Source organism: Apilactobacillus apinorum, from assembly GCF_001281175.1.
GTDB lineage: Bacteria > Bacillota > Bacilli > Lactobacillales > Lactobacillaceae > Apilactobacillus > Apilactobacillus apinorum.
In genome coordinates this window covers 166,057-179,804 of record NZ_KQ440395.1, presented here as the reverse complement: position 1 = coordinate 179,804, position 13,748 = coordinate 166,057, and the positions used below count along the sequence as shown (strand labels likewise).

Sequence of the window (13,748 nt, the reverse complement as noted above, 5' to 3'; positions counted from 1 at the left end):
AATAAGACCCTCCTTAACGGGTTAAGATGTCGGCAATCAATGTGCCGATGATTTGCACAATAGTGACTAGAATTAATAAAACGATGATACATGCTAATGTGACGTCAAATTGGTTTTGTTGGTAGCCATATTGGATGGCGAAGTTTCCTAAACCGCCTCCACCGACAACGCCGACGATTGCCGTTAAGCCAATCAAACTAACGATTGTAGTGGTGGTCATGCGGGTAATGCTGACGATCCCTTCATGAAGGTAAATCTCTCGAACGATTTGCCAATTGGTAAGACCAATTGCTTTTCCGGTTTCAATCAAACCCGGATCAATATCATTTAACGCCGATTCAATTTGGCGAGCGAAAAATGGTGTAATTCCAACTACTAGTGGGAAAATGGTTCCAGCCACCCCAATCGCAGTTCCTGAAATCAATGTAGTAAGTGGAATCAAAGCAACGATTAGAATGATGAATGGAATACTTCTGAAAAGGTTAATTAATTTATCGCAGATATTAAAGAAGATGAAGTTTTCCTTAATGCCGCCACGTTTAGTAATGATCAGAATAATAGCTAGAAAAATGCTGACAATAAATGCGATTAATCCTGAAAGAATGACCATCTCAACCGTTTCTTGAATTGATTGGGTAAATGCTTGCCAATTTTGCGCTACGTTTGGAAAATAGTTATTCAACATCGTCAATCACCTCCACTAAGACTCCATCGTTATGAATGAAATCTTCATATGCATTTTTGATGTCATCTTCATATCCTTCAATTGAGATAATCAGACCACCAATTAATTTATTTTGAATTAGTTTGATATCGGCTAATAAGATACTGATATCAACGTTAAACTTGCGAGCGACATTTGAAATCACCGGGTCAATGGTATTTTCATTATTGTATGTAACTCTTACCAATAAACTGTTAGTTGGTAGACGCCATGCGTCATACATTGCCTTATCAATTTTTAGATTAGTGGTAGTGTCGACGAAACGCTTAGTAATTGGTTGACTCGGATGCGCGAAGACGTCATAGACATCCCCTTGTTCAACGATTTTTCCGTTATCTAGAACCGCAATTTGATCACAAACCTGTTCGATAACCTTCATTTCATGAGTCACAATCACAACTGTGATTTTTAGCTTAGTATTTAGTTCTTTTAAAATAGATAAAATTGAATCAGTGGTTTCTGGGTCTAGCGCACTGGTTGCTTCATCACAAAGTAACACTTTTGGATCATTGATTAGCGCTCTTGCGATTGCGACTCTTTGTTTTTGCCCACCGGATAATGATGATGGATAATCATCCTTTTTATCCTTTAAACCAACTAGGTCTAACAATTTATCGACCTTATCGTTAACGACTTGCTTGTCTAAATGTTTGTATTTAATTGGTAATGCCACGTTTTGGGCGATAGTTCTTTGTGGCATTAAATTAAATTGTTGGAAAATCATACTGATTTGACCACGTAGATTAATCAGTTCCTTTTCATTCAATTGATTAACCACCGTATCTTGATAATGAATGGTCCCTGAAGTTGGGGTTTCTAATCCGTTGATACAACGAATTAATGTTGATTTCCCTGCTCCTGAATAACCGATAATCCCAAAGACACTGCCGGTTGGAATCTTTAAATTGACCCCGGATAATACTTGATTGGCATTTTCATCTTCAGAAAAGATTTTGTTGACTGCTTTTAACGTAATAATATTTGTTTGGACCATCTCGTCACCTCCTAATAAAAAAGACGTCCTATTGAATAGATTCAACAGGACGCCTGAGCGCGGTACCACCTTGTTTGATAACTATATTAGTTATCCGCTTATCGCATAAATTACGATTAATTAGTTAACGTTAATCACTCCGCAGCCATTCACATAGCTGATATCTCATAGACCATTTATAAATTAATTTACATACTATCTTCTCACCATCGATAGCTCTCTGAAATGACCTTAATTTACTCTTCTATTCATCGATATTAATATTTTTAGTCATGCCAAATTTGTTTAGCAGTATTGACGACTAATTCAATCTTTTGCCATTGTTGTTCCTCAGTTAAATGGTTACCTTCTTCGGTTGAAGCAAAACCACATTGAGTACTTAATGATAAGTGTTTCAAATCAACATATTGAGCTGCTTCATTCACACGTTTGATTAATACTGCTGGATCTTCTAGTTCTGGTTTCTTAGAAGTAACTAATCCTAAAACGACGTCTTTTCCTTCAGTCACTTCAGCTAATGGAGCAAAGTCTCCTGAACGATCATCATCGAATTCTAGGTAGTAAGCATTCACATTTTCCTTACCAAATAATTCTTTAGCAACTGTGTCGTAACCACCTTGAGCGGCCCAACTTGATGCATAGTTACCACGGCAAACGTGAGTGCTAATTCGTAAGTCTTCTGGGATATCTCTGATGGCTTCGTTGTTAAAGGCTAAGTAAATTTCTTGTAGTCTTTGTAAGTCATCAACATCATCAGTCATTAGTTTCCAGAAGTCCTTATCTGAAAGCATCCCCCAAGTACAGTCATCGATTTTGACGTCGCGACAACCGGCTTCGTATAAAGCTAGGATTAAATCATGGTAGGCTAATCCTAAGTCATGGATAACTGCATCTAAGTCATCACCGTAAACGGATTTTAAGGCAGCGATGTTTTCAGGGCCACGAACTAGTTCAGCGTAACATTGGGCTGGTGATGGAATACTTTGTCTAGCAATTACATCTTCATTATCAGCAACTTGTGCTTGTAAGAACTTGAACGCTAATAAGTCTGGGTGGTTAGGGTTAAATTTAATTTTGCCTTCAACTTGGGCTGAATCATTTCTAGTTTCAATGTCATGGAATATGTAGCCATGTTCTTGATGAGTATGTTTAATTCCATCGAATCCCCAGAATGTATCTAGGTGCCAGTAACTACGACGGAATTCTCCGTCAGTAACGGTTTTTAAACCGTGTTGAATTTCTTTTTTAACTAAATCTTGAATTAACTTGTTTTCAATTGCTGTTAATTGTGCTTGATCAATTTCTTTTTTATTAAATGCACTGCGTGCTTCTTTTAATTCTTTGGGGCGTAGGAAACTTCCTACGATATCAAAATGTATTGTCTTGGTTGCTACTTGTGTCATATTAATCACTCCTTAAAATTATCTTTCTTCTAATCAAATCAACAAAAAAATCCGCTTCTAGCTTATAAGCTAGAAGCGGATTCCGCGGTACCATTCTAATTTAGATGCAGTTTACACTACACCCCTCACTAACGTCTATCAACGTGTGCAATTAATAATGGTTGCCAACCCATCAGCGTTTAATAAATATCGACGCTGCCAATTAACGGGCCATCTTCACATCAGTCAATTCGATCTGCTCACATCAACCGCAGACTTTCTGAACTATCAACTGGAGTTACTCTCCCGATCTTTTTGTTTAAATGATTTGTTTGATTGATATAAATATTAAATCCACAAATTATAAAAGTCAACACATTTTTTAATTTAATTCTAATTTATTTTTAATCAGTAATAAAAAAAGCCCGATAAATCGGACTTTTTTCGTTGCTTAAAAATTTTTAATCTTTAGGTAAATTAGGATTGTCCAAGTGATTGATTTGCCCTTTGAATTCATCAGCATTAACTTCGATTTCTTTAGAGTGATCAACACCAGTATCGCCATAGAAGACCATGTAATCGGCTGCTTCACCATGTTCAGCGATATCTAGACCCTTGATTTCTTCATCCTTAGTAACACGCATTGGCATTACTAGTTTTAATAAGACAATAATTACGGCACATGCCACTGAAACAAAGATGATTGTAACTAGAGTCGCAATGATTTGAGTAGTGAATAATTTCATACCACCACCGTAGAATAGACCGTTATCAACAACGGAACTGTTAACTGACTTAGTAGCCAATAGACCAGTCATGATACTACCAACCATTCCAGAAACACCGTGACAACCGAATGCATCTAGGGTATCGTCAGCACCAATCTTGTTCTTTAAAACATTGCAGTAGTAGTAGCTTACTAGCGTCGCAACAATTCCAATTGCAAACGCACCAGTAATAGTAACGAAACCAGCAGCAGGAGTAATTCCAACTAATCCACAAAGAGTACCAGTACAGATACCACCTAATTGTGGTTTACCAACAAAGTGCATGTCTAATAACATCCAAACCATCATCGAAGTAGCTGCAGCGACAGTTGAAGTCATAGTGGCTTGCATTGCGATATTGTTAACGCCTAGTGCTGATCCAGCGTTAAAACCATACCAACCGATCCATAGAATTGTAGTTCCTAAAAGCACCCAAGAAAGATTGTAGTGTTTAGTTTCTTTACCAAAGTCTAAACGTTTGCCTAAATAAATTGATAATACTAAGGCAGTCACCCCGGCATTAATATGAACAACGGTTCCACCAGCAAAGTCTAGTGTTCCTAATGAAGCCAAAATACCACTTGGTGACCACACCATATGTACCATTGGGTAGTAGATAATAATGGACCATAGAATTACGAACCATAATAGGAATTTAAAACGAATTCTTCCGACAATTGCACCGACGAAAAGTGCTGGTGTAATAACAGCGAACATCATTTCAAAAATTGAATAAATACTTACTGGAATCTTAGTTGAAGTTAATGAGTTTAAATCAATTCCATGCATGAATGGATTTGCCAAATCCCCAATAAACCCACCGATGTTACCTGAAAACGATAAACTATAACCAACTGCAACCCATAAAATAACTGCTAATCCAGTCATAATGAACACTGACATGGTAGTGTTAACAACGTTTTTCTTAGAAACTAATCCTCCATAGAAGAACGCCAAACCTGGTGTCATGAATAAAACCAAAATGCTAGAAATAAATACAAATCCGGTACTTGCTAAATCCATTTACTCTACCCCATTTCATTAATGTTATATTATGTTACATATTATATCATTAAAAAGAAATAAGTACAGAATAAATTCTAGATCGATTTCATTTTAGACTCATTTTCGCCATATTATGTTATATCTTATTACATAAAACAATGTCTTTTGCATTCATCCCCTTTTTCCAATAGAATAAGAACTAATTGTTACAAGGAGATTCCTATGGATAAAAAGAAATTACTCAAGAAAATGAAGAAAAATAAAAAAATCACCCATCAGCCTTCATACATAGAACGCATCAAGCATTACTATGAAGTGTTTAGTGATTTTTCAGATATCAAGTACCTACTAAACAATATTTTAGAAGCTGACAGATTATTGCAACAAAAGCAATTACCCCAAGACTTACCGGAATTACTACTACCTGATGATATCCAAGATACCATCTTCGCATTCGTGAATAACAAGTATCCAATGGGCGATCCTAAGGGGGATCAAGTTTGGAATGAATACGTAGATAATTTACCTAAGTTAGATAAGGATATCCGTGAATTCCGTGACTACTTAGAGGATGAATACGGAATGTGGGCATACATTTCAGCACCATTCGTTAATGACTTAGCTAAGTTTTTAAATGGCCATAAAGTGCTTGAAGTAATGGCCGGGAATGGTTACATTTCAAAAGGACTGCGTGATAACGGTGCCGATGTAATTTGTACCGACAGTTTAGCTTGGACGAAGGAAAATGAAACCGGTAAACATCTTTTAACAGATGTGGAAGCACTAGATGCGATTGAAGCATTTGAAAAATATCAAGACGACATCGACTATATCATCATGTGCTGGTCACCAGACGGCGTCGATATTGATTGGCGTTTATTATCAGCAATTCGTGAATCTGGTAAAGATATTACCCTAATTACAATTGGTGAAAAATATGGCGCAACCGACTCAAAACAATTCTGGGACAATGCAGAGTTTATCGAAAATGATGATGTCACAAAACTAAACCAACACCACCAACGTTTCGATTTAATTGATGATCAATTATACTTCGTAAAATAAATCCAAAGAAAAAAGGACGTAACTTCAATGAAGTTACGTCCTTTTTGGCGTCTACTAAGTAGACGGGTAAGTGGTGTTCACATCACCGAAATACCAGACACGCGAATTACGTTCGCATAATGTGTCCCCTCCGAAAATATCACTTAATCACATCTTGTGAAGACAGCTTTCGCTGCGTGATCTCCTCGACTCATCGCAAACAGTAGTATAACACAAATTACCTACTGATGCCTATTTTTTCTTAGTAGTCTTTTTAGTGGTTTTCTTAGCTGCAGTCTTCTTCGCCGGTTTCTTTTTATCAGTTTGCTTTTCGGCTTCATCAGCAATGGCACGGTTTTCGTCAACAGCAGCTAATTGTTGGTTCACCCATTCAACTAGTTTGGCGTTAATATCGTCATTAACCGCAAAATCATCTTGGCTTGATAATTCATCAATTCTTAATTTAGAACGATTAACATCTGGTGATTCTACTAACATGTAGACATTTAGTGGACAATTACCTTGATCGCTCATCATCTTTGAGATGTTTTTGATGTAACGGTATGGTAAGTTCACGATGCCGTTTTGTAAGTAAAAACTAATTTCTTCACCTTTTACTTGTACTAAAGCAGAAGCTAGTCGACCACTATTAATTTGTTCATCCATAAAGTCAATTGCTTCAGCAAAGGCTTTTTGCGGATCTTTTTTGACACTCGCTAAAGTGACTTCAGTTGAGAATGTTTCGAATTTTTCATTTTCAACATCTTCAATAAATTTTTGTGCATCTATTTCCATTTAATTTAACACCTATCTTATTTTTTTACGTTCTTTTTCACGATTCGGACATAGTCAGTTTTGATTTGTTTAGCGGCAATTCGATACCACAACAAGTTGACAATAATTCCTAACACTGCAAGAATAAAGGTTAATATCGAAACGCCACTGTTATGTTCAGTCGCAAAAATAAATACGATTCTAATCATGGTTAATGTGTAAATACCCACAATAAATAGCAAGAAATGGTACGCTAAACGCAAATTTCTAAGTCCCCCGATGATTAATACTAAATATAAAACAATCGCAAATACGGCTGTTTTGGTGATATCAGAAGAATTACCACCCATTAATACGTCACAAATAATAAACATCGCAAGTGACAATAAACTCCAGCTTGTAATGATTTTCTTGTCCATAGTGACCTCCGAATAAAAATTACTATTTACACCTTATCACAACTTAAACCATTTGAGTAATAGAATTAACCAAAAGAGGCTAAAAAATGCAAAAATGGCACTATCTTGTCCCAATTAAGGACTTATCTGAACCCATCAGCATTAAAGAATATTTAAAAAAATACTTATTAATTCCTAAGCACTTCATCTACCCACTGCGTCGTAAGAAACGAGTATTAGTGAACCAAAAATACATCACAATGAATTCATTAGTAAATAACAGTGATGCAATTGACTTAACCTTTATTGAAGATGATTTCACCCTACCAGTTCAAAACCTCATCGCAGATGATAGCCATTCAATTGACGTTTTATACGAAGATGACGATATCTTAGTGGTCAATAAACCAGCTGGATATAAGACCCACCCCAATCAACCAGGAGAAGTGAATACCGTCTTAAATTTCTGCGAGGAATACTTAAACCAAAAGAATCAACACGCTTATATGATTCATCGTCTTGATCAACAAACTTCCGGCGCCTTAATCGTCGGTAAGAATCCGGTAGTAGTTCCAATCTTGGTTAGACTGATTAAAGACAAAGTAATTAATCGCATTTATACCGCCGTAGTTGACGGTCAGTTCAAACAATTAAACGGCGTTATCGAAAGTTCAATTGGTTTAGACCCTGATGACAAACGCAAACGTAAAATTGATGGAGCTAATCCATTATCCGCTAAAACTGCTTATCAGGTCCTATCTACCACTGAGCAACACTCAATTGTCCAATTAAAGTTATTTACTGGGCGAACACATCAACTTAGGGTCCATTTGGCATCAATTAACCACCCAATTGTGGGCGACCCTTTATATGGACAAAATTTAAATAATCAACAAATGTTACTACACTCCACCCAATTACATTTAGTCCGTCCATTTTATTTCGACACAATTGATATTAACGCCCCACTGCCTAATCAATTTAATCAATATATGTAAAAAAAGAGCCGCATCATAAGATGCGACTCTTTTCATATGGTTTTTAAAGTTAATGTCGATTTAACGAATTACTTTAATGGTTTCCATTCCCATGCATTTACTTCTGGTAAGTCAGTACCAACTTCACGGATGTAAGCATTGTGCTTGTCAACCATGTCGTTCATACGTTGTACGAATGAAGCACCCTTAACAGAGTATTCTGGAATGTCATTAACAACTTCCTTAGCTAGGTCGAAACGATCTAGTTGGTTCAATACACGCATGTCGAATGGTGTAGTGATATCACCGTTTTCACGGTAACCGTGAACGTGAACGTTGTGGTTGTGACGATCGAAGAATACATCCTTAACTAGGCCTTCGAAACCGTGGAATGCAAATACAACTGGTTTGTCAGTAGTGAATAGACGGTCAAATTCTTCATCAGTTAAACCACGAGGGTCAACCTTAGGTGAACGTAGTTTCAAGAAGTCAACAACGTTGATGAATCTGATCTTCATTTCTGGGAATTCTTCATGTAGTAATGAAATTGCAGCTAGTGATTCCCAAGTAGGTTCAGTACCAGCAGCAGCAATAACTACGTCAGGTTCTTGACCTTGGTCAGTTGATGCCCAGTCGATGTAGCCTAAACCATTGTTTACAAGGTTAGTAGCTTCTTCAATTGAGAACCATTGTGGACGTGGGTGTTTTGAAGTGATGATCAAGTTGATCTTTTCTTCACTAGCAAAAGCAACGTTACCAACAGCTAATAATGAGTTAGCATCAGCTGGTAGGTATTCACGAATGAATTCAGGTTTCTTTTCAGCTAAGTGAGTTAGCATACCTGGGTCTTGGTGAGTGTAACCATTGTGATCTTGTTGGAATACAGTTGAAGTATCAACAAAGTTCAATGATGGGTACTTTCTTCTCCATGGTTGGTCAGCAGCTTTGCGTAACCACTTGAAGTGTTGAGTTAACATTGAGTCAACAACACGACCGAATGATTCGTAAGTTGCGAAGAAACCATGACGACCAGTTAATACGTAACCTTCTAACCAACCTTCAGCTTGGTGTTCTGAAAGTTGTGAATCGATTAAACGACCTGAGTGGCCAACGTATTCATCGTTTGGTTCCATGATGTCTTCCATCCATTGACGGTCAGTTTCAGCAAACACACCGAATAGACGGTTTGACATTGATTCGTCAGGACCAAAGGCACGGAAGTTAGTTGGGTTAGCCTTCATAACGGCACCTAACCAGTTACTCCATACAGCCATATCTTGGGCTACAGTTTGACCTGGAACCTTAACGTCAACAGCAAATTCTTTAACGTCTGGTAAGATAAGTGGCTTAGGATCGATACCACCGTTAGTAATAGGGTTAACTGACATTCTTCTGTCACCCTTAGGTGCTAGAGCTTTAATGTCTTCCTTGATAGTACCATCATCGTTGAATAGTTCTTCTGGTTTGTATGACTTCAACCAGTCAACGATTAAGTCAGCGTGTTCCATCTTGTCTGATGAAACATCAACTGGGATTTGGTGAGCACGGAATGAGTTTTCAATTGGGTTACCGTCTAAGTCAAACTTAGGACCAGTCCAACCCTTTGGAGTTCTAACAACAAGTACTGGCCAAACTGGTTCTGTAGCAGTTTCAGCAGTTTCGTTGTTACGTGCATTCTTTTGAATTTCTTGAATTTCTTCAACAGCTTCGTCCATAACTTTAGCCATCTTTTCGTGGTAAGCCATGTGATCATCGAAGTCAGCTTCGTTTTCAACGAAGTAAGCCTTCCAGCCCATACCCTTGAAGTAGTCAGTAATTTCTTGGTCTGACATACGTGACATGATAGTTGGGTTTGAGATCTTGAAACCGTTTAAGTTAATGATAGGTAGAACGGCACCATCAGTAACTGGGTTGATAAACTTGTCTGAGAACCAACTTGCAGCTAGAGGACCAGTTTCTAATTCACCATCACCAATTTCAACAGCGGCAATTACATCAGGGTTATCGAAGATAGCACCAACACCGTGGGCTAGTGAGTAACCTAATTCTCCACCTTCATGAATTGAACCTGGAGTTTCAGGGGCAGCATGTGATGCAACTCCACCAGGGAATGAGAATTGTTTGAATAATTTAGCCATACCCTTTTCATCTTGTGAGATGTTTGGGTAAATGTCTGAGTAACTACCATCAATGTATGAGTTAGATACCATAACTTGGCCACCGTGACCTGAACCTTCAATGTAGAACATGTTTAGGTCATACTTGTTGATAGCACGGTTTAAATGTGCGTAAATAAAGTTTTGAGATACGATAGTACCCCAGTGACCGATAGGCTTAACTTTAACATCTTCTGATGTTAATTCTCTCTTTAATAATGGGTTATCTTTTAGATATAGTTGACCTACTGATAAGTAGTTAGCAGTACGCCAGTATTTATCTAATTCTTCCAAGTATTGCTTGGAATCGAAATCTTGAGCCATTAATTAACACTCCTTTTAAAATAAAAACTATTGAAATTAATAATGGAAAAATTATCAGACTACACCCGATAATTTTAATTACAATGAATATAATAAAGATTTTTCATAAAAAGTCAACCTTTTTACAAATTGATACGGTCCAATTATATTATCGTAATTTCACCATTATCATAACGACATTATTATGAACGATTTTTCCATAATAGTCCAATGATTTTCATAACTTTTTTGATATTATTTTTTAAACCATCACAAACGTGTTGTAACGTAAATATTGATAGTGTAAACGCATGTTGGAAACCTCAAATGGAGTCCCGTCATCTAGGAAGAAAATCCCTTCCATTACCCCAACTGGTTCAGTTGGTTTTAGATTTAATAATTTTTGGTCTTGTTCATTCGATGGACTCGCCAAAATTGATAAAAATGATCGCGTGACACTTTTGTGAATTGTATCTTCAACGTAATTGAAAATGGATTGTTCTACAATCTCTTTGGTTAATTCCGGCGCAATCTTAATTGGAATATAACCCGTTTCAATCATAAATGGTTTGTCATCAAACAAACGTAGACGTTGAATTTCATATACGAAGTCGCCTTCAGCTAAGAATAAATCTTGTTGAATTTCTTTGCTAGCAGGAATGACATTAAAACTAAGTAGCTTAATCTTAGGCACTTTCCCCTGACTTTTCATACTGTCAGTAATCCCTAAGTTAGAACCTTCATAATGAAAAATGGTTTTATTCTTCATATATAAAGGATTAATAAATGTACCGGAACCACGTTTTTTAAAGATAATGCCATCATCAGCCAATTCTTTCAGTGCTCGTTTTACCGAACTACGGCTTACATTATATGATTCACTTAAAGTTCGCTCATCTGGTAAGCGCTTATTTTCAAACTGGTTGTCGATTATCTTTTGCTTTAAATCGGCCAGCACTCTTCGGTAAACTAAATCAGCCATTGCATTCTCCTTGTGTATTTTTTCTAAAAATCAGTATAACAGATTTATAAAAGTAGTTATACATCCCTAGAAAAGATTCTTTGGATGGGGCTTGCCCACCAACTCGTGTTTGACGTGATTAATCATGTCCGCAATCATCTCCACGATGTGTGGATCATCAACGGTATACAACACCTTGTTGCCTTGTTTTTCTTTGCAAACAATTTGATATTGATGCAATAAATTTAATTGCTTAGAAACTACCGGTTGTTCTAAATCGGTTAGTTCGCAAATTGAATTAACACTGATGGGTTCTGAAGCTTCCATTAAACAAGTCACAATCCGAATTCGTCTTTCGTTGCTTAAGACTTTATAAATCTTTGCGACTTCAGCTATTACTTCTTGTTTTGCCATTGCCATCTTATCATCTCCTAAAACCAACTAATCACATGTGTAATCAATCCACTATCGAATAATACATAAATTCCGACACCAATATACACGACCTTGGTTAAAATTTCACCGTATTTTTCCATTAAGTCGTTAATTAATTGAATATTACCAATCGCCTTAATGAATAAAATAATAAGTAGTGATAATACAGTCAAAACAACTATCACTTCGATAATTTGTACAGCACTAATAGTTGATAAAACTGGTAAGAATAACGACAAGTTACAACCAGCACAGACTGATAAGTAAGTAATTAACGTAATCACGACTGGTGATTTATGATTAACTTCTTTTGCTTCTTCATCCTCATCTTTTAATGCCATGTAAATTGGAAGCAATCCTAACAATCCTAACAACCATTCTGGTAAGAATTGATCTAAGATTTGACCGACACTAAAGCTTAAAATCAATAAAGTCCATAGTCCTAATAAATATCCCATCATTACTGACTTTAAATTATATTTCTTCAATAGTAGAAGTAAGATAAAGAAAAAATCTAAATTAACTCCTAAAAACGTAACTAATATTAATAACCAATTCATTTGTTCACCTCATAATATATCTGTTTTTATATATACCATTTTTGATATATTATATCTTACCATGAGAACATTGTAAAATCTATGCTAAAATGAATACCGAGGTGATTTTGAAATGGGCAAAAAGAAAGCAAAGGTCCACAAGACATTAGTGGAACAAATTCTTGATAAAAATAACATTTCTTATATCCAACACCAGTTCGCCACTCATGACGAAAATAACGTGGCGCAATTAGAAGTCGAAGCAGATACAGATCAACATACCATCTACAAGACTTTAGTTTTAGAAGGTAAAACGACTGGTCCTGTCGTCGGCGTGGTGCCATTGGATCAACATTTAGATGAAAAGAAATTAGCCAAGGAATCTGGCAATAAAAAAGTGAATATGGTGCCTTTAAAGGATCTTTTAAAGACCACCGGTTATGTACATGGTGCAAACACACCAATCGGAATTTATGAAAAATTCCACTACCCTATTTATATCGACAACGAAGCTCAAAGACAGGGTCAAATTTTAGTCTCATCAGGCCAAGTTGGTCGTTCCGTTGAATTAGACGCTAACGATTTAGTTAAATTAGTTAACGGAAAATTCGTGGATATCGTTAAATAATCCGTAACTATTAATGAATGCCTCGCCATTCGTCTATAAACTCATTAACAAATTCCTGCATGAACTTCTGACGATTAGTTGCGATTTTTTTCGCAGCATTTGTATTCATTAAGTTTGGCAATTTAAATAACTTCTCATAAAAGTGATTAATTACCGTTGTATGTTTACGGTATTCGCTTTTGTCCATATTCTGGCGAGGTGTTTGAGCGGGGTCATAAATGGTATCGCCAAAGTGACCCCCAAAATACATAGCGCGAGCGACGCCGATGGCGCCAATTGCGTCTAGTCGATCCGCATCTTGGACGATTTGACCATCAATTGATAGAGCATATTGATGAACCAAATTAGCACTATATGACATGTGGGTGATGATATCCATCACCGCATCAATTTCAGTATCAGTGTAAGCAAGACTCTTTAGTTTTGTTTGGACTGATGCTTTTTGCTTATCGACATCGTCAACAAGTTTATCATCAATCACATCATGTAAGTATGCAGCGGTAATGACAATCTTTTCATTCACACCATCTGTTTGTTCCGCAATTGTTTCAGCTAATGACACAACTCGTTCAATGTGGGCAAAATCATGTCCGGTGGTATCATCTTGTAGTTGTGATTTCACATATGTACGTAATTCTTCTAAAGTTTCCATCAAAACATC

Annotated in this window: 14 protein-coding genes and 1 other annotated feature; of the genes, 3 read left to right on the top strand and 11 right to left on the bottom strand. The window is 36.7% G+C overall.

The features are described 5' to 3' along the window. Positions 1 to 13: 13 nt before the first annotated feature. The 4 genes from RZ74_RS00845 to RZ74_RS00830 all read right to left on the bottom strand — a co-directional run bounded on the left by RZ74_RS00845 (position 14) and on the right by RZ74_RS00830 (position 4,890). Positions 14 to 685, bottom strand: a complete 672-nt coding sequence (locus RZ74_RS00845; protein ID WP_053949569.1) for a methionine ABC transporter permease — start codon at positions 683 to 685, stop codon at positions 14 to 16. Then, positions 675 to 1,718 carry a methionine ABC transporter ATP-binding protein gene (locus RZ74_RS00840; RefSeq protein ID WP_148562061.1) on the bottom strand — a complete coding sequence of 348 codons (1,044 nt, stop codon included), beginning with the start codon at positions 1,716 to 1,718 and terminating at the stop codon, positions 675 to 677. Before RZ74_RS00840 ends, RZ74_RS00845 begins: the two co-directional genes overlap by 11 nt. Positions 1,719 to 1,760: 42 nt before the next feature. Continuing rightward, positions 1,761 to 1,979 (bottom strand) — a binding site (T-box leader). Between the two features lie 5 nt (positions 1,980 to 1,984). After that, complete coding sequence (locus tag RZ74_RS00835) at positions 1,985 to 3,121, bottom strand: 5-methyltetrahydropteroyltriglutamate--homocysteine S-methyltransferase (protein WP_053949568.1); 1,137 nt, start codon at positions 3,119 to 3,121, stop codon at positions 1,985 to 1,987. Positions 3,122 to 3,561: 440 nt separating this feature from the next. Further along, entirely contained in the window at positions 3,562 to 4,890 is a 1,329-nt protein-coding gene (locus RZ74_RS00830) for an ammonium transporter (RefSeq protein WP_053949567.1), read from the bottom strand. Positions 4,891 to 5,094: 204 nt separating this feature from the next. Between RZ74_RS00830 and RZ74_RS00825 the strand changes: the two genes are divergently transcribed. After that, positions 5,095 to 5,937, top strand: a complete 843-nt coding sequence (locus tag RZ74_RS00825) for a class I SAM-dependent methyltransferase (RefSeq protein WP_053949566.1) — start codon at positions 5,095 to 5,097, stop codon at positions 5,935 to 5,937. Between the two features lie 231 nt (positions 5,938 to 6,168). Here the strand turns inward: RZ74_RS00825 and RZ74_RS00820 are convergent, their stop codons facing one another. Continuing rightward, positions 6,169 to 6,711, bottom strand: a complete 543-nt coding sequence (locus tag RZ74_RS00820) for a hypothetical protein (protein ID WP_053949565.1) — start codon at positions 6,709 to 6,711, stop codon at positions 6,169 to 6,171. A 17-nt stretch (positions 6,712 to 6,728) separates the two neighbouring features. Continuing rightward, positions 6,729 to 7,109 (bottom strand): hypothetical protein, encoded by a 381-nt coding sequence (locus tag RZ74_RS00815; protein ID WP_053949564.1) that lies wholly within the window; start codon positions 7,107 to 7,109, stop codon positions 6,729 to 6,731. A gap of 86 nt (positions 7,110 to 7,195) precedes the next feature. Between RZ74_RS00815 and RZ74_RS00810 the strand changes: the two genes are divergently transcribed. Next, positions 7,196 to 8,086, top strand: a complete 891-nt coding sequence (locus RZ74_RS00810) for an RluA family pseudouridine synthase (RefSeq protein WP_053949563.1) — start codon at positions 7,196 to 7,198, stop codon at positions 8,084 to 8,086. Positions 8,087 to 8,154: 68 nt separating this feature from the next. Here RZ74_RS00810 and RZ74_RS00805 read toward each other — a convergent pair whose 3' ends face one another. The 4 genes from RZ74_RS00805 to RZ74_RS00790 all read right to left on the bottom strand — a co-directional run bounded on the left by RZ74_RS00805 (position 8,155) and on the right by RZ74_RS00790 (position 12,480). Then, on the bottom strand, positions 8,155 to 10,545 hold the full coding sequence (locus tag RZ74_RS00805; protein WP_053949562.1) for a phosphoketolase family protein: 2,391 nt from the start codon (positions 10,543 to 10,545) through the stop codon (positions 8,155 to 8,157). A gap of 241 nt (positions 10,546 to 10,786) precedes the next feature. Beyond that, entirely contained in the window at positions 10,787 to 11,506 is a 720-nt protein-coding gene (locus RZ74_RS00800; protein WP_053949561.1) for a GntR family transcriptional regulator, read from the bottom strand. Between the two features lie 66 nt (positions 11,507 to 11,572). Further along, positions 11,573 to 11,905, bottom strand: a complete 333-nt coding sequence (locus RZ74_RS00795; protein ID WP_237756906.1) for an ArsR/SmtB family transcription factor — start codon at positions 11,903 to 11,905, stop codon at positions 11,573 to 11,575. A gap of 11 nt (positions 11,906 to 11,916) precedes the next feature. Continuing rightward, a complete protein-coding gene (locus tag RZ74_RS00790) occupies positions 11,917 to 12,480 on the bottom strand; it encodes a cadmium resistance transporter (RefSeq protein ID WP_053949560.1) in 564 nt (187 codons plus the stop codon). A 112-nt stretch (positions 12,481 to 12,592) separates the two neighbouring features. On the opposite strand from RZ74_RS00790, the gene ybaK reads away from it, so the two are divergent. Continuing rightward, positions 12,593 to 13,087, top strand: a complete 495-nt coding sequence (ybaK, locus tag RZ74_RS00785; protein ID WP_053949559.1) for a Cys-tRNA(Pro) deacylase — start codon at positions 12,593 to 12,595, stop codon at positions 13,085 to 13,087. Positions 13,088 to 13,097: 10 nt separating this feature from the next. On the opposite strand, the gene RZ74_RS00780 is transcribed toward ybaK, so the two are convergent. Continuing rightward, a complete protein-coding gene (locus RZ74_RS00780) occupies positions 13,098 to 13,739 on the bottom strand; it encodes an HD domain-containing protein (protein ID WP_053949558.1) in 642 nt (213 codons plus the stop codon). Between the last annotated feature and the right edge of the window lie 9 nt (positions 13,740 to 13,748).

Excerpts from the sequence above, each read along its gene's own strand:
- RZ74_RS00845 (WP_053949569.1), bottom strand. The coding sequence starts at position 685 with ATGTTGAATAACTATTTTCCAAACGTAGCGCAAAATTGGCAAGCATTT.
- RZ74_RS00840 (WP_148562061.1), bottom strand. The coding sequence starts at position 1,718 with ATGGTCCAAACAAATATTATTACGTTAAAAGCAGTCAACAAAATCTTT.
- RZ74_RS00835 (WP_053949568.1), bottom strand. The coding sequence starts at position 3,121 with ATGACACAAGTAGCAACCAAGACAATACATTTTGATATCGTAGGAAGT.
- RZ74_RS00830 (WP_053949567.1), bottom strand. The coding sequence starts at position 4,890 with ATGGATTTAGCAAGTACCGGATTTGTATTTATTTCTAGCATTTTGGTT.
- RZ74_RS00825 (WP_053949566.1), top strand. The coding sequence starts at position 5,095 with ATGGATAAAAAGAAATTACTCAAGAAAATGAAGAAAAATAAAAAAATC.
- RZ74_RS00820 (WP_053949565.1), bottom strand. The coding sequence starts at position 6,711 with ATGGAAATAGATGCACAAAAATTTATTGAAGATGTTGAAAATGAAAAA.
- RZ74_RS00815 (WP_053949564.1), bottom strand. The coding sequence starts at position 7,109 with ATGGACAAGAAAATCATTACAAGCTGGAGTTTATTGTCACTTGCGATG.
- RZ74_RS00810 (WP_053949563.1), top strand. The coding sequence starts at position 7,196 with ATGCAAAAATGGCACTATCTTGTCCCAATTAAGGACTTATCTGAACCC.
- RZ74_RS00805 (WP_053949562.1), bottom strand. The coding sequence starts at position 10,545 with ATGGCTCAAGATTTCGATTCCAAGCAATACTTGGAAGAATTAGATAAA.
- RZ74_RS00800 (WP_053949561.1), bottom strand. The coding sequence starts at position 11,506 with ATGGCTGATTTAGTTTACCGAAGAGTGCTGGCCGATTTAAAGCAAAAG.
- RZ74_RS00795 (WP_237756906.1), bottom strand. The coding sequence starts at position 11,905 with ATGGCAATGGCAAAACAAGAAGTAATAGCTGAAGTCGCAAAGATTTAT.
- RZ74_RS00790 (WP_053949560.1), bottom strand. The coding sequence starts at position 12,480 with ATGAATTGGTTATTAATATTAGTTACGTTTTTAGGAGTTAATTTAGAT.
- ybaK (WP_053949559.1), top strand. The coding sequence starts at position 12,593 with ATGGGCAAAAAGAAAGCAAAGGTCCACAAGACATTAGTGGAACAAATT.
- RZ74_RS00780 (WP_053949558.1), bottom strand. The coding sequence starts at position 13,739 with ATGGAAACTTTAGAAGAATTACGTACATATGTGAAATCACAACTACAA.